The 22,616-nt window shown below is 63.2% G+C and carries 23 protein-coding genes and 1 riboswitch; of the genes, 11 read left to right on the top strand and 12 right to left on the bottom strand.

Translation table 11 applies throughout. From position 1 onward, the window contains the following. Window positions 1–116: 116 nt before the first annotated feature. Window positions 117–638, bottom strand: a complete 522-nt coding sequence (locus MESCI_RS07675) for a gamma-glutamylcyclotransferase (RefSeq protein WP_013529391.1) — start codon at window positions 636–638, stop codon at window positions 117–119. Between the two features lie 142 nt (window positions 639–780). Between MESCI_RS07675 and MESCI_RS07670 the strand changes: the two genes are divergently transcribed. Next, window positions 781–1,779 carry a DUF2125 domain-containing protein gene (locus tag MESCI_RS07670; RefSeq protein ID WP_013529390.1) on the top strand — a complete coding sequence of 333 codons (999 nt, stop codon included), beginning with the start codon at window positions 781–783 and terminating at the stop codon, window positions 1,777–1,779. 7 nt (window positions 1,780–1,786) lie between these two features. Next, window positions 1,787–2,707 carry a sugar kinase gene (locus MESCI_RS07665; protein ID WP_013529389.1) on the top strand — a complete coding sequence of 307 codons (921 nt, stop codon included), beginning with the start codon at window positions 1,787–1,789 and terminating at the stop codon, window positions 2,705–2,707. Window positions 2,708–2,714: 7 nt separating this feature from the next. On the opposite strand, the gene MESCI_RS07660 is transcribed toward MESCI_RS07665, so the two are convergent. Continuing rightward, window positions 2,715–3,650 (bottom strand): prephenate/arogenate dehydrogenase family protein, encoded by a 936-nt coding sequence (locus MESCI_RS07660; RefSeq protein WP_027162911.1) that lies wholly within the window; start codon window positions 3,648–3,650, stop codon window positions 2,715–2,717. Between the two features lie 5 nt (window positions 3,651–3,655). Continuing rightward, window positions 3,656–4,765, bottom strand: coding sequence for a histidinol-phosphate transaminase (gene hisC, locus MESCI_RS07655; protein WP_013529387.1), 1,110 nt, complete (start codon window positions 4,763–4,765; stop codon window positions 3,656–3,658). A gap of 137 nt (window positions 4,766–4,902) precedes the next feature. Next, window positions 4,903–4,980: riboswitch (SAM riboswitch) on the top strand. Window positions 4,981–5,094: 114 nt separating this feature from the next. On the opposite strand from hisC, the gene metX reads away from it, so the two are divergent. The 3 genes from metX to MESCI_RS07640 all read left to right on the top strand — a co-directional run bounded on the left by metX (window position 5,095) and on the right by MESCI_RS07640 (window position 8,089). Then, window positions 5,095–6,264, top strand: coding sequence for a homoserine O-acetyltransferase MetX (gene metX / locus MESCI_RS07650; RefSeq protein ID WP_013529386.1), 1,170 nt, complete (start codon window positions 5,095–5,097; stop codon window positions 6,262–6,264). Between the two features lie 58 nt (window positions 6,265–6,322). Beyond that, complete coding sequence (metW, locus tag MESCI_RS07645; RefSeq protein ID WP_013529385.1) at window positions 6,323–6,937, top strand: methionine biosynthesis protein MetW; 615 nt, start codon at window positions 6,323–6,325, stop codon at window positions 6,935–6,937. A gap of 159 nt (window positions 6,938–7,096) precedes the next feature. Beyond that, window positions 7,097–8,089, top strand: a complete 993-nt coding sequence (locus MESCI_RS07640; protein WP_013529384.1) for a glycosyltransferase family 2 protein — start codon at window positions 7,097–7,099, stop codon at window positions 8,087–8,089. Between the two features lie 30 nt (window positions 8,090–8,119). Here the strand turns inward: MESCI_RS07640 and MESCI_RS07635 are convergent, their stop codons facing one another. Beyond that, window positions 8,120–8,470, bottom strand: a complete 351-nt coding sequence (locus MESCI_RS07635) for a DUF1330 domain-containing protein (protein WP_013529383.1) — start codon at window positions 8,468–8,470, stop codon at window positions 8,120–8,122. Window positions 8,471–8,840: 370 nt separating this feature from the next. Between MESCI_RS07635 and MESCI_RS07630 the strand changes: the two genes are divergently transcribed. Then, a complete protein-coding gene (locus MESCI_RS07630) occupies window positions 8,841–9,773 on the top strand; it encodes a glycosyltransferase family 2 protein (protein ID WP_013529382.1) in 933 nt (310 codons plus the stop codon). 71 nt (window positions 9,774–9,844) lie between these two features. Here MESCI_RS07630 and MESCI_RS07625 read toward each other — a convergent pair whose 3' ends face one another. The 3 genes from MESCI_RS07625 to MESCI_RS07615 form a co-directional block, all read right to left on the bottom strand. After that, window positions 9,845–10,648, bottom strand: a complete 804-nt coding sequence (locus MESCI_RS07625) for a DUF1194 domain-containing protein (RefSeq protein ID WP_063169101.1) — start codon at window positions 10,646–10,648, stop codon at window positions 9,845–9,847. Between the two features lie 83 nt (window positions 10,649–10,731). Further along, window positions 10,732–12,558, bottom strand: a complete 1,827-nt coding sequence (locus tag MESCI_RS07620) for an ABC transporter ATP-binding protein/permease (RefSeq protein ID WP_013529380.1) — start codon at window positions 12,556–12,558, stop codon at window positions 10,732–10,734. 132 nt (window positions 12,559–12,690) lie between these two features. Beyond that, complete coding sequence (locus MESCI_RS07615; RefSeq protein ID WP_013529379.1) at window positions 12,691–13,473, bottom strand: class I SAM-dependent methyltransferase; 783 nt, start codon at window positions 13,471–13,473, stop codon at window positions 12,691–12,693. Between the two features lie 137 nt (window positions 13,474–13,610). On the opposite strand from MESCI_RS07615, the gene gloB reads away from it, so the two are divergent. Beyond that, on the top strand, window positions 13,611–14,378 hold the full coding sequence (gloB, locus tag MESCI_RS07610; protein ID WP_013529378.1) for a hydroxyacylglutathione hydrolase: 768 nt from the start codon (window positions 13,611–13,613) through the stop codon (window positions 14,376–14,378). Window positions 14,379–14,400: 22 nt separating this feature from the next. Beyond that, window positions 14,401–14,829, top strand: coding sequence for a cupin domain-containing protein (locus tag MESCI_RS07605; RefSeq protein WP_013529377.1), 429 nt, complete (start codon window positions 14,401–14,403; stop codon window positions 14,827–14,829). 1 nt (window position 14,830) lies between these two features. Here the strand turns inward: MESCI_RS07605 and MESCI_RS07600 are convergent, their stop codons facing one another. Genes MESCI_RS07600 through MESCI_RS07590 form a run of 3 tightly spaced genes read right to left on the bottom strand, consistent with a single transcriptional unit; the run spans window position 14,831 to window position 17,248 of the window. Continuing rightward, on the bottom strand, window positions 14,831–15,517 hold the full coding sequence (locus MESCI_RS07600; protein ID WP_013529376.1) for a lysoplasmalogenase: 687 nt from the start codon (window positions 15,515–15,517) through the stop codon (window positions 14,831–14,833). Next, window positions 15,514–16,425: an aromatic amino acid exporter YddG gene (gene yddG, locus MESCI_RS07595; protein WP_013529375.1), complete on the bottom strand. Its 912-nt coding sequence runs from the start codon at window positions 16,423–16,425 to the stop codon at window positions 15,514–15,516. Before yddG ends, MESCI_RS07600 begins: the two co-directional genes overlap by 4 nt. A 34-nt stretch (window positions 16,426–16,459) precedes the next feature. Next, a complete protein-coding gene (locus tag MESCI_RS07590; protein ID WP_013529374.1) occupies window positions 16,460–17,248 on the bottom strand; it encodes a DUF3108 domain-containing protein in 789 nt (262 codons plus the stop codon). A gap of 257 nt (window positions 17,249–17,505) precedes the next feature. Between MESCI_RS07590 and rpmB the strand changes: the two genes are divergently transcribed. From rpmB to MESCI_RS07575, 3 genes are all read left to right on the top strand, one after another. Beyond that, a complete protein-coding gene (gene rpmB / locus MESCI_RS07585) occupies window positions 17,506–17,802 on the top strand; it encodes a 50S ribosomal protein L28 (protein WP_013529373.1) in 297 nt (98 codons plus the stop codon). 162 nt (window positions 17,803–17,964) lie between these two features. Then, window positions 17,965–18,645 carry a queuosine precursor transporter gene (locus MESCI_RS07580; protein WP_013529372.1) on the top strand — a complete coding sequence of 227 codons (681 nt, stop codon included), beginning with the start codon at window positions 17,965–17,967 and terminating at the stop codon, window positions 18,643–18,645. A gap of 59 nt (window positions 18,646–18,704) precedes the next feature. Further along, the gene (locus tag MESCI_RS07575; RefSeq protein ID WP_013529371.1) at window positions 18,705–19,376 is read left to right on the top strand and encodes a spermidine synthase family protein; all 672 of its coding nucleotides are present in this window, start codon (window positions 18,705–18,707) and stop codon (window positions 19,374–19,376) included. Between the two features lie 11 nt (window positions 19,377–19,387). On the opposite strand, the gene MESCI_RS07570 is transcribed toward MESCI_RS07575, so the two are convergent. Both MESCI_RS07570 and cobT read right to left on the bottom strand, forming a co-directional pair. Next, a complete protein-coding gene (locus MESCI_RS07570; protein WP_013529370.1) occupies window positions 19,388–20,416 on the bottom strand; it encodes an esterase-like activity of phytase family protein in 1,029 nt (342 codons plus the stop codon). Next, window positions 20,413–22,314 (bottom strand): cobaltochelatase subunit CobT, encoded by a 1,902-nt coding sequence (gene cobT / locus MESCI_RS07565; protein WP_013529369.1) that lies wholly within the window; start codon window positions 22,312–22,314, stop codon window positions 20,413–20,415. Before cobT ends, MESCI_RS07570 begins: the two co-directional genes overlap by 4 nt. Between the last annotated feature and the right edge of the window lie 302 nt (window positions 22,315–22,616).

Genomic DNA, 22,616 nt, shown 5'->3' with positions numbered 1-22,616 from the left:
GATCTCCGGGATGATTGGGCGGGCAAATGGCGCCCGCGGTCTGAGGGTTGGAGCCTAACCTAGGTCTTGCCTGAACGAGGTCAAAGGCCTGACGGCCTTTTTCCGCAGAGCCAGCTTCACAAAGGCGCGACCTGCAGCGCCACCTCTTCCAGCCAATGATCGCGAATGCCCAGCGCCTCGAGATGCTCCAGCGTGCTCAGCACATAGTCCTCGTTGTTGCCGGACTGGCCGACCGCACCGCGCACCACGGCCGCCGCATCTGCAGCGTCAAGCGCTCCGGCATATTGCTCGTGCTGGCGGTCGACAATGTAAACCACCGCGTCGACCGTACCGCCGCCGTCGAGGCGAACCTTGAGCAGACGCTCCAGATAGACATTGGTGACCAGCTCGCGCTCGCGCAGATAGGCCATAACCTCGTCGCGCAAGTCGCCGGGGACGCGGAATGCGAGGCCGACGCAGGACCCGCCACGATCGAGGCCGAGCACCAGCCCCGGCCGCTCGCGCGTGCCGCGATGCACGAAGGAATAGACGCACAGCGAGCGCCGGTAGCCATGCAGGCGGGCACGCTGTGTTTCGACATGCGCGAATCCCGGCCGCCAGATCAGCGAGCCATAGCCAAACACCCAAAAATCGCCCATATCGCCGCGCCTGATTGCAAAAGATGCCAACACCGCACCCGGACCGGTGTTTTTTCCGCCCGTCCCGTCTAACTATTCGTCTGTCCACCTGGCGGAATCGACTACCCGTCCGCAATACCCATGCGTTAACGAGAGCCAAAGCATGACGTCAAGTGACGAACGCCAGCCGAACAAACGTCGCCGCCTGATCTGGCTTGCAGCATTCATCGTCGTGCTGTTCGCGCTCTACAGCGGCGGCTGGTTCTATCTGGCTGACCGCGTCAGGAGCGAGGCCGACAAGGCGGTTGCCACGCTCAACAAGAATGGCGTCGAGGCCGGCTGCGCCAATCTCCAGGTCAGCGGCTATCCCTTGAGCTTTACCGTCTCCTGCGACAACCTCGCCTATGAGGACGATGCCAAGAACATTGCGGCCTCAGCCGGCAGTTTCAACGCAGCCGCCCAGATCATCCAGCCTCTGTCGCCGGTTGCCAATCTGCGCGGCCCGCTCAGGACCTCCGTTCCGGACATGGTGCCGCTGTGGATCGACTGGGACAATCTGCAGGCCAATTTCAAATTGTGGTGGCCGCTGCCGCGGCGGATTTCGCTGGAGGCAGAGGGCCTTTCCGGCCAGACCGATCCGGCCGACGATACCGATCCGGTGCAACTGTTCAGTGCCGGCAAGGCATCAGGTCAGTTGCAGCCCAACGGCGAGGATATCGACTATCTCGGCAGTTTCGGCGATCTCGAGGTCGACCCCGACGCAATTGGCGGGCGCGTGCTTCCGGCGTTCGATGCCAGCGGCGACGTGACATTGAAGAACGGCGTCGCACTGATCGGCACGCGGGTGAAGAGCCTTCGTGGCCAGGCGATCGAAATCCGCAACCTTGACCTGTCGTCGGGGACGGCGCGCATCACCGTTTCGGGACCGCTCTCCGTCGATGCCGAGGGCTTGGTCAACGCCGACCTGATGATCAGGTTGAAGGACCCGAAGGCGGTGGCGGCCATCCTCGGTACCGCCATACCCGAGCAGAAAAGCCAGATCGAGCAGGGTTTCTCTGCCCTGGCGGTGCTCGGCAACGAACCGTCCATGCCGCTGAAGGTGGTCAGGGGCAAGGCCTCGCTCGGCTTCATTCCGCTGGGCAAGATCAAGCCGGTCGAATAGCTCAGCCATGGCGAAACCCGTGAAGCTGCTGAGCGTTGGCGCTTTGACGCTCACCATCCTGCGCGTCGAGACGCTGCCCATGCATCAGGGCAAGTTCATGGCCTCCGACGGCGTCCAGATCGCCTCGGGCATGGCCACCAGCGCCGCCTGCGCCGCCCATCGCCTGGGCGCCGAGGTATCGCTGTGGGCGAGTGCCGGCGACGATGCCGTCGCCGACCAGCTCATCGCCGGCATAGAGGCCGAAGGCGTCGATTGCACCTTCGTGCGGCGCGTCAGAGGTGCCCGCTCGGCGCTGGCCTCGATCCTGGTCGACGCGCATGGCGAGCGCATCATCGTGCCGTTCTATGACAGGCTTGCCCAGGCCGATCCCGACGTCCTGCCGGTCGCCGACCTCATGGCATTCGATGCCGTTCTGGTCGATGTCCGCTGGCCGGGTGCGGCGGCACTCGCCCTGAAGGCGGCGCGCGCCATCGGCCGTCCGGCGATCCTCGATGCCGACACCGCGCCGCTGGAGGTCCTTGAGCAGTTGTTGCCGCTCGCTACGCACATCATCGCTTCGGAGCCGGCAGCGCGCATCGTCTGCGGCCAGGCGCTCGATCCGGAAACGGCTTGCGCCGATCTCGCCAGCCGCAGCGACGCTTTTGTCGCAGTGACAGGCGGCGCGGCGGGCAGTTGGTGGCACGACCGTCGCGCTGGCTGCGTGCGCCATGTCGCGGCGCCGAAAATCAAGGCGGTCGACACGCTTGCCGCCGGCGATGTCTTTCACGGCGCCTTCGCCGTCGGGCTGGCGGAAGCCATGCCGGTCGAGCAGGCTTTGCGGTTTGCCAGTGCGGCCGCGGCGCTCAAATGCCTGCGCTTCGGCGGCAGGCTTGGCGCGCCGAACCGAGCCGAGACGCTGGCCATGGTTGCGCAGACCTGGCCTGCCTGAGACAGACCTAGCCCTTCGCGGGGTGCTCGACCGCCTGACGGCCGAAATCGGGAACGTCGATGTCCTGGCCGGCTTCGATGATCGAGCGGCGCACGGCGCGGGTGCGGGTGAACAGGTCGAAGAGCTTTTCGCCATCGCCCCAGCGGATCGCGCGCTGCAGCGACGCCAGATCTTCCGAGAACCGCGCCAGCATTTCGAGGATGGCGTCCTTGTTGTGCAGGCAGACATCCCGCCACATGGTCGGATCGGAGGCGGCAAGGCGGGTGAAGTCGCGGAAGCCGGAAGCCGAATATTTGATCACTTCGGATTTGGTCACCGACTGCAGATCATCGGCGGTGCCGACGATGTTGTAGGCGATGATGTGCGGCAGATGCGAGACGATGGCCAGCGTCATATCGTGATGCTGGGGATCCATCGTGTCGATGTTGGCGCCGCAGCGCCGCCAGAACTCCGACAGCCTCTCCAACGCGTCCGGGTCGGTGTCGGGCAGCGGCGTGAAGATGCACCAGCGATTGTCGAACAGGTCGGCGAAACCGGCGTCGGGGCCGGATTTTTCTGTGCCCGCCAGCGGGTGGCCGGGAATGAAATGGACACCTTCAGGCACATAAGGCTGCATTTGCGCAATGACAGACGCCTTGGTCGAGCCGACATCGGTGAGGATCGCGCCCGGCTTCAGCGCCGGCGCGATTTCCTCGGCAACCGTGCCGGACGAGCCGACCGGCACCGAAATGATGACCAGGTCGGCATCGCGGACAGCTTCTCTCGCATCGGTGCTATAGCTATCGCCCAGCCCAAGCTCCTCAGCCCGCGCCAGCGTCGCCGCACTGCGGGTCGAGATGGATACGTGGCGGGCGAGGCCCTCGCGGCGGATGACGCGGGCCAGCGACGAGCCGATCAGGCCGATGCCGACCAGCGCGATCTTTTCAAACATCGGTGATGTCATGGTTTCTAGCTTTTCAGGAATGTCGTGAGAGCGGCGACAACGCCGCGATTGGCCTCTTCGGTACCGACGGTCATGCGCAGCGCGTTGGGAAAGCCATAGCCCGAAACGCGCCGCAATATATAGCCGCGCGCCGTCAGATAGTCGTCCGCCGCCGCTGCCGAATGTTTCTGGTCCTCGGGAAAATGAATGAGGATGAAATTGCCGACGCTGGGCGTCACCCGCAACCCAAGCTTTGTGAATTCCTCACTCAGCCAGGCCAGCCAGGTCTCGTTGTGCGCCACGCTGCGCTCGACATGGGCGCGATCGCGAATGGCGGCGATGCCGGCCTCGATCGCCGTCGCATTGACGTTGAAGGGGCCGCGTACGCGGTTGATGGCGTCGACGATGTGCATCGGCCCGTACATCCAGCCGATCCGCGCCCCGCCAAGGCCGATCTTGGAGAAGGTCCGGGTCATCACCACGTTCTCTGCGCTGCCGACCAGTTCGATGCCGGCCTCATAGTCGTTGCGGCGGACATATTCGGCATAGGCCGCGTCGAGCACCAGAAGCACGTTCTTCGGCAGTGCGGCATGCAGACGCCGCACCTCCTGGAATGGCACATAGGTGCCGGTCGGATTGTTGGGATTGGCGAGGAACACGATCTTGGTGAGCGGCGTGACGGCGGCCAGGATGGCGTCGATATCGGCGCGCTCGTCTGTTTCCTTGATCGTCACCGGAACGGCGCCCGCCGACTGGATGTAGATCTTGTAGACCATGAAGGCGTGCTCGGTGATGACGGCCTCGTCGCCGGGCGCCAGATAGGTCTGCGCCAGCAGGCCGAGGATTTCGTCGGAGCCGTTGGAGCAGATGATGTTCTGCGGGTTGAGGCCATGCACCTCGGCGATCGCTTCGCGCAGCCGCCTGGCGGTGCCATCTGGATAGACGTCAAGCTTTCCGGCAATCTCGCGCGCGGCTTCGATCGCCTTCGGCGAGGGCCCGAGCGGGTTCTCGTTGGAGGACAGCTTGTGGACCTTGGCGACGCCGGCAGGCGCCGTGCTCTTGCCCGGCACATAGGCGTCTATGTCCATGATGCCCGCGCGCGGGGTTGGACGTGCCTGGTCCGGTGTCTGGCTCATGTCGCAAAATCCGTCGAGAACGCTTCCTGAGGGAAGCCGCAGCGGAAATACAAGCCGTGGCCTGCAATGTCGAGAGGCGACAGCCTCCCGCCCAAGGCAGGCCGTTGACGCCGGCGCGCCACAGCCCTAGAAGGGGAGCGAACTTCCGTGGTGATTTGGCCGGTCGGCTTGCAGCCACGTTAAACAACTTGCTAAAGGGCCGTTTGCATCCTGTAACCGGCTTTGCGACCGCAATGCCGGTTTTTTGTTGTCCGCGCCGGCCGGACACCCGTATCGGCATCGACTTTCGACGAGTGCGATGCGTGGGCTCAAAGTGTGAGATGGATGTCATGGCCGTTCTGCGTGCCCGCAAAACCAACAACGAGGTCGACCAACCGTCGAGCCCGGTTTTGCGTTTTGGATCCGACAAGCCGCTCAAGCTGGACGCCGGTACGCTGCTGTCACCGTTCCAGATCGCCTACCAGACCTACGGCACGCTGAACGATGCCCGCTCCAACGCCATCCTCGTCTGCCATGCGCTGACCGGAGACCAGCACGTCGCCAGCACCAATCCGGTGACCGGCAAGCCTGGCTGGTGGGAAGTGCTGATCGGCCCCGGCAAGATCATCGACACCAATCGTTTCTTCGTCATCTGCTCCAACGTCATCGGCGGTTGCCTTGGGTCCACCGGCCCGGCCTCGACCAATCCCGCCACCGGCAAGCCCTATGGGCTTGACCTGCCGATCATCACCATCCGCGACATGGTGCGGGCGCAGCAGATGCTGATCGACCATTTCGGCATCGAGAAACTATTCTGCGTGCTCGGCGGCTCGATGGGCGGCATGCAGGTGCTGGAATGGGCGTCGAGCTATCCGGAGCGCGTCTTCTCGGCACTGCCGATCGCCACCGGGGCGCGCCATTCCTCGCAGAACATCGCCTTTCATGAGGTTGGCCGGCAGGCTGTCATGGCCGATCCGGACTGGCATGGCGGCAAATATTTCGAGCACGGCAAACGCCCGGAAAAGGGCCTGGCGGTAGCGCGCATGGCCGCCCACATCACTTACCTGTCGGAAGCCGCCCTGCACCGCAAGTTCGGCCGCAATCTGCAGGATCGCGAAGCGCTGACCTTCGGCTTCGACGCCGACTTCCAGATCGAAAGCTATCTGCGCCATCAGGGCATGACCTTCGTCGATCGCTTCGACGCCAATTCCTACCTCTACATGACGCGATCGATGGACTATTTCGACCTCGCCGCAGACCATGGCGGCCGGTTGGCCGACGCTTTCGCCGGCACGAAAACCCGCTTCTGCCTGGTGTCCTTCACCTCGGATTGGCTGTTCCCGACCGAGGAGAGCCGCTCGATCGTGCATGCGCTCAACGCCGCCGGCGCATCGGTATCCTTCGTCGAGATCGAGACCGACCGAGGCCACGACGCATTCCTGCTCGACGAGCCGGAACTGTTTGCCGCGATAAACGGCTTCATCGGCTCGGCGGCCCGGGCGAGAGGGCTGAGCGCATGATCTCAAAAAATTGCAGGCTTTTCCGATCGGGATCACGCGCCAGGCGGGAGGCGAAGCCATGAGCGTCAACCGCGACCAGCGCGTCGACCTCGAAGTCGTCGCCAACCTCATCCCGCCACAGTCGCGCGTGCTCGATGTCGGCTCGGGCGACGGCTCGCTGCTCGAACTGCTACAGGACACCAAGCAGGTCGACGGTCGTGGACTCGAGCTGTCGCAGCGCGGCGTCAACGAATGTGTGGCGCGCGGCCTCTCGGTCATCCAGGGCGATGCCGACAAGGATCTCGAATTCTATCCCGACAAGGGCTTTGACTTCGTCGTCCTGTCGCAGACGCTGCAGGCCACCCGCAACCCCAAGCTGGTGCTGGACGAACTGCTCAGGATCGGCAACCGCGCCATCGTCTCCTTCCCCAATTTCGGCCATTGGCGTGTGCGCCTGTCGCTGTTCCTCAACGGCCGCATGCCGGTGACCAAGGACCTGCCCTATTCCTGGTACGACACGCCCAACATCCACTTCTGCACCATCCGCGATTTCGTCAATCTGTGCGACGAACTCGGCGCGACAGTCGAGAAGGCAACCGCCCTCGACGCCGCCGGCCAGAAGATCGGCCTGTCGATGCCGTGGTGGTTCTGGAATTTCTTCGGCCAGCAGGCAGTGTTCTTGCTGAAACGGTAATTTCCGCACCGATCAAAGACCCGACTCGCCAAGCAACAGTGTGTTTGCCGCCGAGCAAAGTCGCCCTGTATGACGATCGCGAACCAGTGTAAATGGCGTCGACTGTTTGACAGCGGGCTAGTGCGGCTATAGCCACACTGACGGCTCGGGGGGGCAAAAATGGTCGAAGAACGCGCAACTTATTCACTCGTCGTCGAAATGGAGAATGCAAAGTCGATCGACTGGGACGAGATCGGCGTTGGGATGAAGGCCTTGGCTCGGGAAATCTCATCGGTTTCAGCAACCGGTTCAGCGCGACCAAGGATCGTCATCTCTCACGGCGGAGCAGAGTCGGACAAAGAGGCGTTGCGTCGTGAGATTTCGAATGAGGCCCCGCAGCTCGGTCAGGTTGCCGAACTCGTCTTCACAGCTTTCCCTGGTGGCCGATATTACGACCTGAAGAACAACGGTATGCTGGCATCGGATGGAGATATCGTCATCTTTCTGGATTCCGACGTGGTCGCGGAACCAGGATGGCTATCAGGACTGCTTGAACCCTTTGAAAACTCTGAAGTTATCTGCGCAAACGGATATACATACCTTTCATACGACGACTTCTTTTCAAGAACCTTTGCGTTGATCTGGTTTTTCCCGATGGCCCGTGGAGACGGTCGATTTGCCTCGAAGCGAGCGATCAACGCCAACAATGTAGCGTTTCGACGCGAGTGGATCCTCGGCCACCCTTTTCCAAAACATAACGGCTTCAAGGTTTCCTGCACTTTGCTGATGCGCGAACTGCTGCGGGAAGGCCACAAAATTCATAATGTCAACGCACGCGTTTATCACTATTCGCCGCGGGGCTGGCGGTTCTTTTACTGGCGCGCCCTGGTTACAGGTCGCGACGCCGACCGGAAGTTCGTTGCGCTCAATTCGCCGAGCCGCACGCGACGGATAGTCAAGTCCTTCAGCCGGTGGCTCACCATGTCATGGCGCACGACACGACGGATCGTAGGCCATGCCCGGGAAACCGGGATGCCGCTTTGGCAGGTTCCCTTTTCTCTGATTGTCGGTCAGGCATTTTATGGTTTGGCGTTTTGGGGCCAGTTCAGTTTCGCAACTGGCATGGTTCGCGACAAAATCGAAACGGTGCCAGACTATGTTGGGCATAGCTAGACGCTGTACCGCCATTCCTTGAACCGCAGTTCAGCGTCCAATTGATCCTTGATCCGGCGATTGCTCCAGAACATCCGTGGCCTTGTGCGGATGTTCGACGCCGTCGACGAACACCACATCGGCCTCCGAATTGTCCGTGCGCAGCGCCAGTATCGCTTGGTAGGCCGGCGAATTGTACCAGCCATGCACATGCTGCCTGTCGGGAAATTCTATGATGATCAGATGGCCAGGCCAGTCGTTCTCGATCACCTCCACATCGCCGCCATGGACCAGAAAACGGCCGCCGAAAGGTTCCAGCGTGGCATCTATCCTATGCAGATATTCGACGATCTGAGGACCCATTGTGGCTTGGCGCATATGGGCGACGGCGTAAGCGGCCATGACTGAACTCCCCTTGTCATCGAAGCCGAGTTGCCGGCCTCTGCATGGGCAATCTGACCAAAGGCCGAGCGCTAAGCGATTACGTCTGAGGTAATGGGATGTATGCTATCTGTCATGATGGGTTGCTTCCACGGTGATTCGTAATGCTATGTGCGGCGGTGCTGTTGCAATTGGAACGCTAAGAGCGGGGATTCGTTGTCTCGCCTGGATTGAGTACCGGCACGGTGGGTGACAGGGGCAGTCGTTTTTTATAGCGTCGCGCCGACTGTGATGTGGTGTAGAGAAAGGGAAGTCCAATCCATTCGACCGTTCTGAAAATCGAAAAGTCCTGGACAGACGCGCAACCCTGCGCAGGAAACAGCTGACAGACATGGCCGGGATCGATCCAGTACCTCTCATCACGGTCATTACGCCGACCCACAACCGACGCGAAACAGTGTTGCGCGCCGTGGAAAGCGTATTCTCCCAGAGCATGTCGAGGTTTGAGCACATTGTCGTCGACGATGGTTCGACCGATGGGACCGAAGCGGCGCTGGCCCGCATCCAGGACCCGCGGCTGATCTATGTCGGGGCGAAATGGCGAGGCGCCAACGCCGCCAGGAATGCCGGCATCGAGCGGGCGCGGGCACCATTGGTGACGTTCCTCGATTCCGACGACATCTACTTGCCGCACCGGCTTGAACGAACCCTGACCTGGTTCGATGAAAATCCTGCACTGCAAGTGCTGATCAGTTCGTTCGTGTCCCTGAAGGGCAATCGCATCACAAACTGCGCCAACCCAGAGGCATTCGTGAGCCCCGCAATGCTTGAGCGGACGCTGGTTGGGCAGACCATCTTCATCGCCGGCTCCGCGATCACTGCTCGCCGTGAAGCCTTGCTGGCCATCGGCGGCTACGACAGCGACATCACCCGCATGCAGGATCGCGAATTGCTGCTGCGCCTTGCCCGGCGCTTCGGCGCGCAACTGTCCGAGGACCTCGACTGGACGAAATACAATTCGGAGAACTCGATTTCCGGCCGCCGTGACGGCTATGTCGAGGCCTATGCGAACCTGATGGGCAAACATCCTCATATTGCCCACGCCTACCCGCACATTCCGCCTTACATGATCTCGCGGCAGCTCATCGCCGATATCCTGCGAGGCAGGATACCGGAGGCATTCCAGGGCTATATGGCCAACCGTTCGTCGAAAGCGCTTGGCTACTCGCTGCCGGAATTGATGCAAGGCTATGTCCATGGCCGACGCTGGCGCCGCGATCTCTCCAACGAGTTTCGCAACCAATGTGGCGCCCGGCTCGCCTGAACCCAGAGCAACTCCAGGAAAATCGTGGAACGGTTTTCCCTCCGGATTGCGTGAACCGCACTATCGAGAGCTCAGCGGTCAAGTTCGGGAAAATACGGATCCGATAAAAACCGCCTGTCCCGTTCGCCCTGCAGGCAGTCTATCGGCTTGGCCGCGTCGACGGGGGTGATTCTCGCCTTGTCCCGAATGCCGCTCACTTCGAGGATCAGCTTGCGCCGGATGGCTGTCGAAAACTCCGCGGCGGCATAGATGGGCAGCACGAAGGAACCGGGCCCGCCGGTCACGCATTGCGCGTAATACTGGTCGAGATGGCTGAAGGTGGGCGACGGGCTGATCAGGATCGGCAGGCCGTTGACGACGATGCCTTTGGCAGTCGCCGCATCACGCGTCGCGGTGACTGGCGGTCCGATATTGTTCGGTCCGTCGCCCGAAATGTCGATGACGCTACGTTCGCCCTGGAAAGACGTGCGGTCGAAAAGCTCGGCACCGAAGGCCAGCGCGCCGGAAATCGAAGTGCCGCGAAAGCTGCGGAACGGACGCGCCGCGACCTCGTCGGCAAAGCTGTTGGCGCTCTCGGCACTATCGATGATCTGCCAGCCGATGACCGCGTCGTCGCGCACCGTGCCGGCCCACTCGAAATAGGTCAGCGCTATGCGGCCCGTGGCGCCGGCGCGGACAGCCTTGATGAAGTCGGGATGCCGCAGCGCCTCGACATAACCGGCGCGCTGCAGCGCGAACTCCTTCTCGTCCATCGACAGCGAGATGTCGACTGCCAGCACCAGCTCGACGTCGACGGCGAGCGCATCCCGCGGCGAGGCGGCGGGGGCAGCCTGGGCGCAGGCAAGACAGGCAAGCAGGCGCAGAGCATCAAGCATGGCCGTCGCCAGGTTGTTCTCCCGAAGAGCTTCCCTCGCGATCACGGCAAAATAAAGCTTTGCTTCCCCGTCCGGATATCAGCTCATTTCTTGCGGCGGGCGGCGACTGGCGGCGGTTCGATCGCGCCGGCTCTGACGCGGGCGGGCTTCAGCGCTGGCGCACCGGAATCCTTGACGATCGTCAACGCGCGCGGGAAGAAGTGGTCGTTGTGCTGGCCGCGCCCGATGTTGAGGATCGCTGTCGCCGGCAAACGCTTCTCGAGCATCGACAGCACGCGTCTTAGCGATGGGCCGTCGAATGCATCCAGCGCCTCGTCGATGATCACCCATTTCGGCTGCCGCAACGCGAGCCTGGCGAAGGCCAGCGAGCGCTGTTCGTCATCGCCCAACTCATGGTCCCAACGCCCGGCGCGGTCGAGCGATGAGGATAGCCGTCCCAGACCGACCTCGGCCAGCACCGCCGAAATGTCGGCATCGTCCGCCGGCGCGGGGCCGTTCGGGTGATCGAGGACTTCGCGCAACGTGCCGACCGGAAAATAAGGCACGCGCGGCACGAATATGGGGGTTTCTCCCGCCGGCAGGCCGATCCGGCCGCTTCCCCATGGCCACAGGCCGGCAATGGCACGAAAGAACAGCGTCTTGCCCGCACCGGGATCGCCGGTGATCATGACGCGCTCGCCGGGGCGGATTTCGACATGCGGGTCGGCGAGCCTGGTACAGCCCTCCGGCGAGGCCACTTCGAGCTTCTCGAAAGTCAGGCTGCCACTGACGTTTTGGCCAAAGGCGATGCGCTTTTCGGTGTCGTGCAGCGCATCGGTTTCATCGAGCGCGATGCGGAAATCGGCCACGCGCATCAGCGTGGCGCGCCAATCGGCGATGCTGCCGATGTTGTTGATGAACCAGCGCAAGGAGGAGTGGACCTGGTTGAAGGCGCCGACCGCCATCATCAGCCCGCCAAAGCTGATATCACCTGAGAAATAGACCGGCGAAGCAACCAGTATGGGTGCCACGACGGTGATCCAGCCATAGGTGTCGGTCACCCAGGACAGATTGATCTGGGCGGTGTAGATGCGCCGCATGGCGCCCAGCACCGTGCCGAGATCGAGTTCGAGCCGCCGCCTGGCGTCGGCCTCGCCATGATACAACGCAATGGCATCGACATTCTCGTTGACGCGCACCATCGAGGAGCGCAGCTCGGCTTCGCGTGTATAACGGTCGCTGTTCAGGCGGATGAGCGGCCGCCCGACCAGCCAACTCAGCCAGGAGGCGATGCCGGCGTAAAGGATGGCGGCCCAGACCATATAGCCAGGTATGGCCAGCGAGGTCCCGCTGATGTGGAACACGAAGCCCGAGGACAGCTCCCACAGCACGCCGACGAAGGACACGAGCAGGATGCACGACTGCAGCAGGCCGACGCCGAGATCGGTTGACAGATCGGACAGATGCGCGGCGTCCTGCTGCATGCGCTGGTCGGGATTGACGCCGATGGCGCCGGCATTGGCCAGACGGAAGGCGCGCGCCGGCCGCATCCATTGATCGATCAGATCCAGCGTCAGCGCCTCGCGCAGCTTGAGCCTGATCATCTGGTTGAGCCAGGTCTGGCCGATATTGAGCACCAGAAGTCCCCCGGCTATGGCCGCGAAGACGAGGAGCTGGTGCAAAAAGGCCGCCATGTCGCGGCGGGCAAGCGCATCGTAGAAAGGCTGGTTCCAGCGGTTGAGCAGAACCTGGCCGATCGACGTTGCGATGATCACGGCCATGATGCCGACCGATGTCCACAGCAACCATCTGCGAACCGGCGATCCCGCAAGCGCCCGCCGGATCGTCATCACCTGATCGTGCAGGCTGCTGGCCTCGACCGCCACGGCAACCGGCTGAACGGCGGCGGCATTGTCCGGTTGATCAGCCATGGCCGAGGTCCTTGCGTCAGTGCTGCAACCGGATGGAGAAACTTGACAGGCGTTCGTATGGGCTGCCGGATGGGCTGTCGGTCTGCTTGCGACAGATAGGCAGGGAAACGACGTCAGGCACGCTTGCCGCGATCACGAAGCCGTCACCCGCGCAGCCAAGGGCTTGGCATCCGCTTTGTGACGGCCAAGCCGGGTGGCGCCATGCGGCGACAGCACCGGCACGAAGACGCGGCGCGATGCGCGCTGCGCCACCGGCACGCCTTGATAGAGCCGCTTCTGCGCCTCGACCACGATGACCCCGGAAAAGATCGGCCACAGCCGCCGGCCGGCGCGCTCCAGTACATTGTGGAAGCGCATCATGAAACGGCGCCGCGATGGCGGAAAGAACAGCGCATCGGACCAGGCGGCGGGCGTGAAATTGGCCTCGCGCAGCAGTTCCGTAAGCTGGCCTCGCGAAAAGGGCCGGCCGTTGCCGAATGGGGTGTGCTCGAAGCGCGCCCAGACACCGCGCCGGTTGGGCACGACGATGACCACCCGGCCGGCCGGCGACAGCACGCGCCAGATCTCGTTCAGCGTCTCACGCGGGTTCTCGACATGTTCGAGCGAATGGACGAGCAGCATGCGGTCGATGCAGGAATCGACCAGCGGCAGTTCCTCGTCGAAGACCAGTGCCGTCGCCGTCGGCCCCGTCGCCGGCCACACCACCGCGCCTTGCGTTGCCGGCATGAAGGCGAAGACCCGCTCGGCGTCGCTGCCGAACCGCTCCAGCCACGGCAAGGTGTAGCCCAGACCAACCAGCCGCTCGTTGGGAACGGCCGCCCATATCGACGACAACGCCATGGTGATCGAACGCTCGGCGAACCGGCCGAGCGTTGTCGAATAGAACGAGCGAAGATCGACGATGTCGGAATGCATGGCAGGGATGTAGCCGTGATGTCGCCAGGTTTCAACAAAAGGCCGCGACGACCCGACATTCCGGGAATGTCATTCGACATCCGGGATGACATCGACCCGCAAGCGCCCTATGTCTGCGGCCATAACGGAGAGATGTGATGCCGGTCGAAATCGAACAGTTCATGTGCCGCAGCGACAATTTCGGCGTGCTGGTGCATGACCCCAAAAGCGGCCAGACCGCGATCATCGATGCGCCCGAGGAAGCGCCAATCTTGGCCGCGATAAAGCGCACCGGCTGGACGCCGACGATGATCCTGACCACACATCATCACATGGATCACGTTGAGGCCAATCTGGCGCTCAAGGAGCGCTTCAAGCTGCGCATCGTCGGCCCGGAGGCCGAAAAGGCCAAGATCCCCGGCATCGACGAGACCGTCGAAGACGGCTCGGTTCTCCATCTTGGCGATGAAAGGATCGAAGTCATCGCCACCCCCGGCCACACTGCCGGCCACGTTTCCTATTATTTGCCGGCCTCGAGCGTGGCGTTCACCGCCGACACGCTGTTTGCGCTGGGTTGTGGGCGGCTGTTCGAATGCAAGCCGCCGGTAATGTATGATTCGCTGAAGAAGCTGGCTGCACTTCCAGCTGAAACGGCCATCTATTGCGGCCACGAATACACGCTCTCCAACGCCCGTTTCGCGCTGACCGTCGATCCGTCCAATTCAGCATTGAAGGAACGCGCCGCCAGGATCGAAAAGCTGCGCGCCGAGAACAAGCCGACGCTGCCGACGACGATCGGCGAGGAACTGTCGACCAATCCCTTCCTGCGCTGGCACGATCCGGCGATCCGCAAGCATCTTGGGCTGGAGAAGGCTTCCGACGCCGAGGTCTTTGCCGAAATCCGCAAGCGCAAGGACAACTTCTAGCGCCCGTGATATCGTCGACGCCGTGACCAGCTCCGCCGAAATCATCGCGACGCTCGGGCTGAAGCCGCATCCGGAAGGCGGCTGGTATGCCGAGACCTTTCGCGATGGCACTGGCGGCGCGCGCGGCCATTCGACCGCCATTTATTTCCTGCTTGAGGAGCATCAGGTTTCGGCCTGGCACCGGGTCAAGGACGCCGCCGAGGTCTGGCATTTCCATGCCGGCGCCCCGCTGGCACTGGCAATGTGGGAAGAAGGCAGCACCGTTGTGGAGCAGGTGCTTGGAATCGATCTCGCAGCCGGTGAGCGGCCGCAGATCGTCGTGCCGGCGGGCTGGTGGCAATCGGCGCGCAGCCTCGGCGAATGGACGCTGGTCGGCTGCACCGTCGCGCCGGGCTTCGAGTTTGCCGCCTTCGAACTGGCAGCACCCGGCTGGCAGCCGAAACAACCGTAGCTCAATAAGAGCCCGGATATAGCAGGGACCCAAGCGTGATCGCGAGTTGGGCGGCGTAGTACAGCGCCCAGACGGCGAAGCGCATCCAGGCGCGGTGCGGCGAGATGGCGGCCACCAGGAATTTCTCCGTGGCGAGCAGCCCGTCGGATGCCATGAACAACAGCGCGCCGCCGATCACGGAGACGTTGCTGGTGGTCAGCGCCGAGATACCCATTGCCAGGATCGCAGCGACATAGACGGCGATCGGGATACGCAGGCCGGGACCGACGCGCCGCCACAGCGCCGCCAGCATGACGGCCGCAAACACCGCCATGGCGAGCGCGATCGCTCCGCGCCACGACTCGACGCCAAGCACCCCCAACCCGCCACCGCTGCGCAGGAACAGCGCGACATAGACGATGTGGGCGACAAGAAAACTGGCCAGCCCGCCGAGGAAGGCCTTTTCACCGTCGCGCGACAGGAATGCGTCGCCAACGGCGCTGAGGGCGAGCGCGGCGGCCAGCAGCAGCGGGCCGCCCTGCAGCCCGGCCAGCACGGCAAGCATCGCCACGGCGAGCGTCTTTGCCGCCGAGCGGGCGAGCGTTGGTGGCATGCCAAGCGTAAAGGCGTAGATCACCGCCGCCGCCAGCGAAAAGATCAGTGTCGCATTGGCATTTGCGTCGATGCCGCCGGCAAACGGCATCGTCATGCCCCGGCTCCGCTTTGGGGTGCCCTGGCTCCGCTCTCAGCCGCCGGTTTGCGCAGGAACAGCGACTTCGCTGCAAGTGCGGCCCCGCCGGTGATGAGCACGCAGGCGGCGAGGATGCGCAGCGACGGCTCGGCGACGCCGGCCGCGATCAGCACCAGCGTCGACAACAGCGGCGCGGCGTAGCTTGCAGCACCCAGCACCTGGATATTGCCGCGCTTGACGCCGATGTCCCAGGCATAGAAGGCCGCCCCCACCGGCATCAGGCCGAGGCCGAGCACGGCCAGCCACTGGCCGGCACCGTCAGGCAGAACCGTCTGTTCCAGCGCCAGGTGGCAGGCGAGCGACAACACCGCGGTCGCTGCGCAGAACCAGGTGACGATGCTGGTCGGCACCGACGGGAAGCGCCGCGACAACAGCGAATAGGACGACCACAGCACGGCACAAACGGCGGCCATCGCATAGCCGAAGGCGTAACGGGCGTCGAAGGCGAGGCCCCCGCCCTTGGTGACGATCAGCACGGTGCCGGCAAGGCCGAGCAGCGCGCCGACGACATGGTTCCAGGCCAGTTTTTCGCCCGGCATCAGCGCCGAGCCAAGCACGATCAGCAAAGGCCATAGATAGGCGATCAGGCTCGCCTCCACCGCCGGCGCATTGCGCAGCGCGGTGAAATAGAAAAAGTGGTAGCCGAACAGCCCGGCAATGCCGATCAGCCACACCTGCGGCGGTATCCTCTGGCTCTTGTCGGGGGTCGGCATGAACAGCCGCGCGACCAGCCCGACACCGGTGCCGATCGAGAAGGTGATCGCCGACAAGAGGAACGGCGGCACCTGGCCCGACGCATCGGTGAGCAGTGCGAGCAGCGCCCACATGGCGACCGCCGAAAAGCCGATCAGTGTTGCGCGCCCCATTCTGTCTCCAGTGGCGCGCCAATTCTGCGCCTGGCTATTGTACCGCTTCGAAACGTCCGGCGCTGATGGTCAAGGTGCCGATCTGCGTGCCCACCGTGGCATGGATCGGCGCATATACGCCGGTTTGGCCGAGCGGTGCAAACGTCACCATCATGCGGCTTTTGTTCTTGAGATAGTTGAGCGCCTTGCGGCCCTTGCGATAGCCAGCCACCGGCGCGAAGCCCATCCGGCAGGTAACCGTGTCGCCCTTGTAGCCCGGCACCGAGATCGTGCCCTTCGAAGCGTAGGTCAGCGTCAGATCGGCGCGCATCTCGCCGTCGTAGAACTTTACTGTGCGGCCGCAGACCTGGTCGAGGCTGTCGGCATGGATGACGGTGGCAGCCATCGGATCGAGCACCGATGCCAGGTCGCCGGCACCGAGCGGCACCCAACTCTTGGGGTCGCGCTTGCCCGGCGCCGGGACGACCTGCGTCGAGGTGACCCTGCCATTTGCAAAGCGGATGTCGACCACCGATGCCTTCTTGCCGGAGGTGTAATCGGCGCGGAATGCCTGCGGCACCATCCTCTTGCCCGCAATCGTGCCTTTGGATGAGATCGTGCCACGCGTGTCGTCGAACAGTTTTGCCAACCCTGCCGCGCTGACGCTGCCTTCGATCGCGTAGGCGCCGTTCTCATAACGGCTGGAAAACGTTGATTTCGCTATCGAAAGTCCAAGGAACGACACCGTATACTCGCCCTTGAACGACTGCGGCGAGGCAGCAGACGCGGCGGACGGCAAGGCTGCGGCAAGCATGGCGGCAAAGGCATGTGACGAACGAAGCATGGCGGGATCGGTCCTTGATTTTCGGCCGGAGGCGGGCAACTCCGGTCTGGCATGTCCCTATGAGACCGCTTATAGGATGAATTCCGGCCTTAATATGAAAATGCCGGGCGCGCCGTGGGCAATGCAGGAGCTTGACGCCTCGGCGAAATGCAACTATGGAACGCCAACTTTTTCCATAAGGCCGCCTGACCAGAACCGCGCGCCACCCGGCGTGGGCTTGAGTGTTTGGCAGACCCCGAGAACTGAAGGTTAGAACAATGTCCCGCACCTGCGAACTCACTGCCAAGGCAGTCATGTCCGGCAACAATGTGAGCCACGCCAACAACAAGACCAAGCGTCGCTTCCTGCCGAACCTCGTCAATGTGACGCTGATTTCGGAAGCGCTGAACCAGAATGTGCGCCTGCGCATTTCGGCCAACGCACTGCGTTCGGTCGAACATCGCGGCGGTCTCGACGCCTTCCTGGCCAAGGCCGACGTCAAGGAATTGTCGCAGCGCGCCCGTCTGCTGAAGAAGCAGATCGCCAAGAAGACCGCCGAGCAGGCTGCCGCTTAAACAGTTCAAAGGCGGGGGACGACCGCCCTGGCCAACATCTTGTTGGCCTTGGGGCATCGGATCGAAGCCGCAAGGTTTTGGCAATCCGGTGCCCACATACGAAGGCGAGCATCGCCCGCATGGGCATGATGCTTGGCTGGTTCCATTACCCAGGATAAAAAAATGACTTCCTTCTCGCGGTATTTGCCCTTCGTGGCCGCCATGGCGCTTGTCGTCGTGGCATCGAACATTCTCGTGCAATTCCCGATGCAGGGCCAGATCGGGGGCCTCTCGCTGGCCGACCTTCTGACTTGGGGGGCCTTCACCTATCCCTTCTCGTTCCTGGTCACCGACCTCGCCAACCGCCGCTACGGACCCACTGTGGCGCGCCGGATCGTCCTTGTCGGCTTCATGACGGCGGTGATCTGCTCGATCCTTGTCCCGCCCTTCCTGTTCCGTCACGGCCTGATCGAATTCGAGACCGCCGCCGACCGGCTGGTGCGTATCGCGGCCGCGTCCGGAGCGGCGTTCCTTTCCGCGCAACTGCTCGATGTCACCGTGTTCAACCGGCTGCGCCGGCAGAGCTGGTGGCGGGCGCCGATCATCGGCACGCTGGTCGGGTCGGTGTTCGACACCGCCGTGTTCTTCACCGTCGCTTTCTCGGCTACCTTTGCCTTCGCCGGACCAAACGACGGCTTTGCGTTGGAAAACGCACCCTTGATGGGCGTCTTCCATGTCGAGGCGATGCGCTGGATCTCCTGGGCGCTTGGTGATCTCTCGGTGAAACTGATCATCGCCGTCGTCGCACTCATCCCCTACCGGCTGCTCGCCGCCCGCTGGAGCCAGCCCGCGGTTGCGGCTTAAACCATGATCCCGAAAAGTGGGACCCAGTTTTCGGAAAAGATCATGGTCGGACAAAGATCATGATCCCGTGGATCCAGCTCGATTCAGCGAAGACCCCAGACGGCGGACAAGAACTTCGCCTCAAGCGGCGCGGCACCGAATTCTCGATCATGCTGGGCACCAACGAGCTCATGAACAGCCGCCTCAGCGGTTCCGAGGAAGCGCTGGCAAAACTGTCCTGCGGGCGGATTGCCGGCCATAGCCAGCCAACAATCCTGATCGGTGGGCTTGGCATGGGTTTTACCTTGCGCGCCGCGCTTGCAGAATTGGCCAATGATGCCGGAATCGTCATCGCTGAACTGGTGCCGGCCGTTGTCGCCTGGGCGCACGGTCCGATGGCCGAAATCTTTGGCGGCTGTCTCGAGGATCCGCGCGTCACCATCCAGGAGACCGATGTCGGGCAGCTGATACGCTCGCAGCCCGCGGCCTGGGACGCCATCCTGCTCGATGTCGACAACGGCCCGGAAGGCATCGTCCACAAATCCAACGACGCGCTCTACAGCCTGCAGGGCCTCGCAGCCGCACGCAGCGCCCTCAAGTCGGGCGGCGTGCTGGCGGTGTGGTCGCACGGCCCCGACATCGGCTTCACGCGGCGGCTGAAGCAGGCAGGCTTCGGGGTCGAAGAGGTCAGTACGCGCGCCAACGGCAAGCGCGGCGCGCGCCATATCATCTGGATCGCCACCAAGACGTAAAGCCGGCGGGCTCAATCCTGGTGCAGGATGAATTCCAGATAGAGGTTGCGCTGCAGGATCGAGTGGTTGTCGTCGGAGATCAGCGACACCATCAGCGCGCCGTCGTCGCGGGTCCAGACGTCGAGCCCTTCCATATTGTCGATCTGGTAGCCCATGTCGGCCTCCAGCAGCACCGGCCCGTCGGCGACCGCGCCCTTCTCGACGCTTTCGCCATAGATGCGCCGCAGCCGCATCTTGACGCCCCTCGCCATCGAGAAACTGCGCTCCAGAAGCAGCAGATCGCCATCCGGCAGGAAGGCGCCGTCGGTGATGTCGAAATCGCCGTTGCGCTTGACAGTAAAGACGCCCTTGTGCGGCCCCTCGATGATGGCGGCATAGATGTTGCCGGCCTTGTCGAGGCTCTTTTCGGAGACCACGACCAGGCCGCCCTCATGCTGACCGTTGGCATTGGCGTGGGTGACGGTCTCGAAGCCGCGATTCTGGCGCAGCTCCTGGGCCGGAACGACGAAATCCAGCGGCTTGAACGGCGCCTTCATGTCGTTGGCGTCGATCTTGAACTGGGCGACGCGGTGGCTGCGCTCGAAGCCGACGGTGGCAATGCCGTCCTTGACCGCGAGGCCTTCCGCATCGACCTCCCATTTCCTGTCGATCGGCCGGCCGGTCTCGTCGACCATCTGCTGCATGCGGAAATTCTGGATGCCGGAGGGCCGCTTTTCCGCGTCGCGGACCACCGTGCCGAAGAACCAGAAGCCGGTGTCGGCAACGCCGATGAACTCACCGCCGGCCTTCAGGAAGCGGAAGGCCGACAGCGCGCCGAAATCGCGTGTCGGCGAGGTCATCTCCAGCCCGCCGACGAATTCGAAAGGGCCGAATTGCTTGTCGGCACGGCCAATGTGAAATTCGGTGATCGGGCGGGCCGAGATTTCGACCGGTTCGACAGAACCAGAGTCGGGCGAACCGGCTGCCGCCGAAGCCACACCGGAAAGCAGGGCGATGGCGGCGAAAAGCGTCTGCTGAAAGCCGCCGCGCCTGGAGATCATCCGGCGCGCCGCATACCACCGCCGCGCCGCGTATCCTTCGCGCTTTCCTCGGCAAACAGCGAAGCCAGCTGCTCGGTCATGGCGCCAGCCAGCTCCTCGGCATCGACGATGGTGACGGCGCGGCGGTAGTAGCGCGTGACATCGTGGCCGATGCCGATGGCCAAGAGTTCCACCGGCGAACGCGTCTCGATCAGCTCGATGACGGCGCGCAGATGGCGTTCGAGATAATTGCCCGGATTGACCGACAGCGTCGAATCGTCGACCGGCGCGCCGTCCGAGATCATCATCAGTATCTTGCGCTGCTCGGGCCGGGCGATCAGCCGGTTATGCGCCCACAGCAGCGCCTCGCCGTCGATATTTTCCTTGAGCAGGCCTTCGCGCATCATCAGGCCGAGATTGCGCCGTGCCCGCCGCCACGGATGGTCGGCCGATTTGTAGATGATGTGGCGCAGATCGTTGAGCCGGCCAGGATTCGGCGGCTTGCCGTCCTTCAGCCATTTCTCGCGCGCCTGCCCGCCCTTCCACGCCCGCGTGGTGAAGCCGAGGATCTCGACCGAGACGCCGCAGCGCTCCAGCGTGCGCGCCAATATGTCGGCGCAGGTGGCGGCGACCGTGATCGGCCGGCCGCGCATCGAGCCGGAATTGTCGAGCACCAGCGTCACCACCGTGTCGCGGAACTTGGTGTCGCGCTCCTGCTTGAACGACAGCGGCTGCATCGGATCGATGACGACCCGCACCAGCCGTGCCGGGTCGAGATAGCCCTCTTCCAGGTCGAAGTCCCAGGAGCGGTTCTGCTGCGCCATCAGCCGGCGCTGCAGGCGGTTGGCCAGCCGCCCGACGACGCCGGACAGGTTGGCGAGCTGCTTGTCGAGGAAGGCGCGCAGCCGGTCGAGCTCTTCTTCTTCGCACAGCTCCTCGGCGCCGACCGTCTCGTCGAAAGCGGTGGTGAAGACCTTGTAGTCGATCTCTTTCGGCAGATTGGTGAAGGGATTGTCGTTGCGGCGCGCTTCGCCGGGTGTTTCGGCATCGGCGTCGTCATCGTCGGACAAATCGTCGGCGGTGGCGTCGGAGGCTTCCGTCTCGGCCGACTGCTCGTCATCGGCCGAAGCTTCGGCATCCTCGGACTGCGACTGTTCGGAGCCGGAATCCTCTTCGCCGCCCTCCTCGCTCTGCTCCTCGCCTTGCGGCTGGTTGTCGTCATTGTCCTCGGAATCTTCCGTCTCCTGGTCGTCGCCGAGTTCCTCGGCCATCTCCATGGAAGCGAGCATCTCTCGCACGACCCGGGCGAACGCCTGCTGGTCGCCGAGCTTGGCCGACAATCCGTCGAGGTCGGCCTTGGCCTTCTCCTCGACCCAGGGGCGCCAGAGCTCGACCAGCCGCTCGCCGCTTTTCGGGACCGGACGGCCGGTCAGCTTCTCGCGCACCATCAGGGCAAGAGCTTCCTCGATCGGCGCGTCGGCCTTGTCCTTGATGTCGACGAGGTTGGCCTTGGCGTATTTGTCCTCCAGCATCGAGCCGATATTGTCGGCGACGCCCTGCATGGCGCGTGAGCCTATCGCCTCGACGCGAGCCTGCTCGACCGCGTCATAGATGGCGCGGGCCGCCTTGCCTTCCGGCGCCAGCTTGGTGTGGATGCGCACATCATGGCAGGCGCGCTTCAGCGCCATGGAATCGCCGAGGCCGCGGGTGATCGCGATATCGGTCTTCGATGCCTTCTTGGGCAGCTCCGGCAAGCGCGCGCGGCTGCCGGCGAGCGCCGGCCGGTCCTTGGCGAAACCGACTTCCAGTTCCTTGTCGCCGGCAATGGCGCGCATGCAGACGGTGACGGCACGCTTGAAGCTGTCGGCTTCAGAGCCCGTCTTCGACTTGTTGCGCGTGTTGTCGCCCGGACCCGCCATCATCTATCTCTATTGTACCGCTGGCCGCTGGCCAAGCTGAGTGCGCAGGAGGCCGATAATCTCTTCGACCGAGATCGTAAAATAGCCGCCTTTCCCACTGTCATATGCCTGTCTCCAATGACTGTATCCGTGGTCAAACCCGTCGGGAATTGGACGAACACCCTCAAGTTCAACCAGACTTTCTCTCAGTACGTCAGCCGCTACAGGGAGGTGAGGGATTGTTTGCAGCTGCTTTCCGTCATTAGGTATCGGCGCGTCAGAGACTGAGATCGATACGATCGGCTGACTTTCGCCTTCCAGAT

Origin of the sequence: Mesorhizobium ciceri biovar biserrulae WSM1271 (assembly GCF_000185905.1) — a bacterium.
In the GTDB taxonomy this organism is placed as follows: domain Bacteria; phylum Pseudomonadota; class Alphaproteobacteria; order Rhizobiales; family Rhizobiaceae; genus Mesorhizobium; species Mesorhizobium ciceri.
This window is presented reverse-complemented; position numbering and strand designations above follow the sequence as displayed.

Bases quoted from the DNA above. Each gene is read 5' to 3' on its own strand.
- MESCI_RS07635 (WP_013529383.1), bottom strand. From the start codon at position 8,470: ATGGCCGCTTACGCCGTCGCCCATATGCGCCAAGCCACAATGGGTCCT.
- MESCI_RS07670 (WP_013529390.1), top strand. From the start codon at position 781: ATGACGTCAAGTGACGAACGCCAGCCGAACAAACGTCGCCGCCTGATC.
- metW (WP_013529385.1), top strand. From the start codon at position 6,323: ATGAGCGTCAACCGCGACCAGCGCGTCGACCTCGAAGTCGTCGCCAAC.
- MESCI_RS07600 (WP_013529376.1), bottom strand. From the start codon at position 15,517: ATGACGATGCCGTTTGCCGGCGGCATCGACGCAAATGCCAATGCGACA.
- MESCI_RS07580 (WP_013529372.1), top strand. From the start codon at position 17,965: ATGACTTCCTTCTCGCGGTATTTGCCCTTCGTGGCCGCCATGGCGCTT.
- MESCI_RS07575 (WP_013529371.1), top strand. From the start codon at position 18,705: ATGATCCCGTGGATCCAGCTCGATTCAGCGAAGACCCCAGACGGCGGA.
- gloB (WP_013529378.1), top strand. From the start codon at position 13,611: ATGCCGGTCGAAATCGAACAGTTCATGTGCCGCAGCGACAATTTCGGC.
- hisC (WP_013529387.1), bottom strand. From the start codon at position 4,765: ATGAGCCAGACACCGGACCAGGCACGTCCAACCCCGCGCGCGGGCATC.
- yddG (WP_013529375.1), bottom strand. From the start codon at position 16,425: ATGGGGCGCGCAACACTGATCGGCTTTTCGGCGGTCGCCATGTGGGCG.
- MESCI_RS07590 (WP_013529374.1), bottom strand. From the start codon at position 17,248: ATGCTTCGTTCGTCACATGCCTTTGCCGCCATGCTTGCCGCAGCCTTG.
- MESCI_RS07615 (WP_013529379.1), bottom strand. From the start codon at position 13,473: ATGCATTCCGACATCGTCGATCTTCGCTCGTTCTATTCGACAACGCTC.
- MESCI_RS07570 (WP_013529370.1), bottom strand. From the start codon at position 20,416: ATGATCTCCAGGCGCGGCGGCTTTCAGCAGACGCTTTTCGCCGCCATC.
- MESCI_RS07660 (WP_027162911.1), bottom strand. From the start codon at position 3,650: ATGACATCACCGATGTTTGAAAAGATCGCGCTGGTCGGCATCGGCCTG.
- MESCI_RS07640 (WP_013529384.1), top strand. From the start codon at position 7,097: ATGGTCGAAGAACGCGCAACTTATTCACTCGTCGTCGAAATGGAGAAT.
- metX (WP_013529386.1), top strand. From the start codon at position 5,095: ATGGCCGTTCTGCGTGCCCGCAAAACCAACAACGAGGTCGACCAACCG.
- MESCI_RS07665 (WP_013529389.1), top strand. From the start codon at position 1,787: ATGGCGAAACCCGTGAAGCTGCTGAGCGTTGGCGCTTTGACGCTCACC.
- MESCI_RS07675 (WP_013529391.1), bottom strand. From the start codon at position 638: ATGGGCGATTTTTGGGTGTTTGGCTATGGCTCGCTGATCTGGCGGCCG.
- MESCI_RS07620 (WP_013529380.1), bottom strand. From the start codon at position 12,558: ATGGCTGATCAACCGGACAATGCCGCCGCCGTTCAGCCGGTTGCCGTG.
- cobT (WP_013529369.1), bottom strand. From the start codon at position 22,314: ATGGCGGGTCCGGGCGACAACACGCGCAACAAGTCGAAGACGGGCTCT.
- MESCI_RS07630 (WP_013529382.1), top strand. From the start codon at position 8,841: ATGGCCGGGATCGATCCAGTACCTCTCATCACGGTCATTACGCCGACC.
- rpmB (WP_013529373.1), top strand. From the start codon at position 17,506: ATGTCCCGCACCTGCGAACTCACTGCCAAGGCAGTCATGTCCGGCAAC.
- MESCI_RS07625 (WP_063169101.1), bottom strand. From the start codon at position 10,648: ATGCTTGATGCTCTGCGCCTGCTTGCCTGTCTTGCCTGCGCCCAGGCT.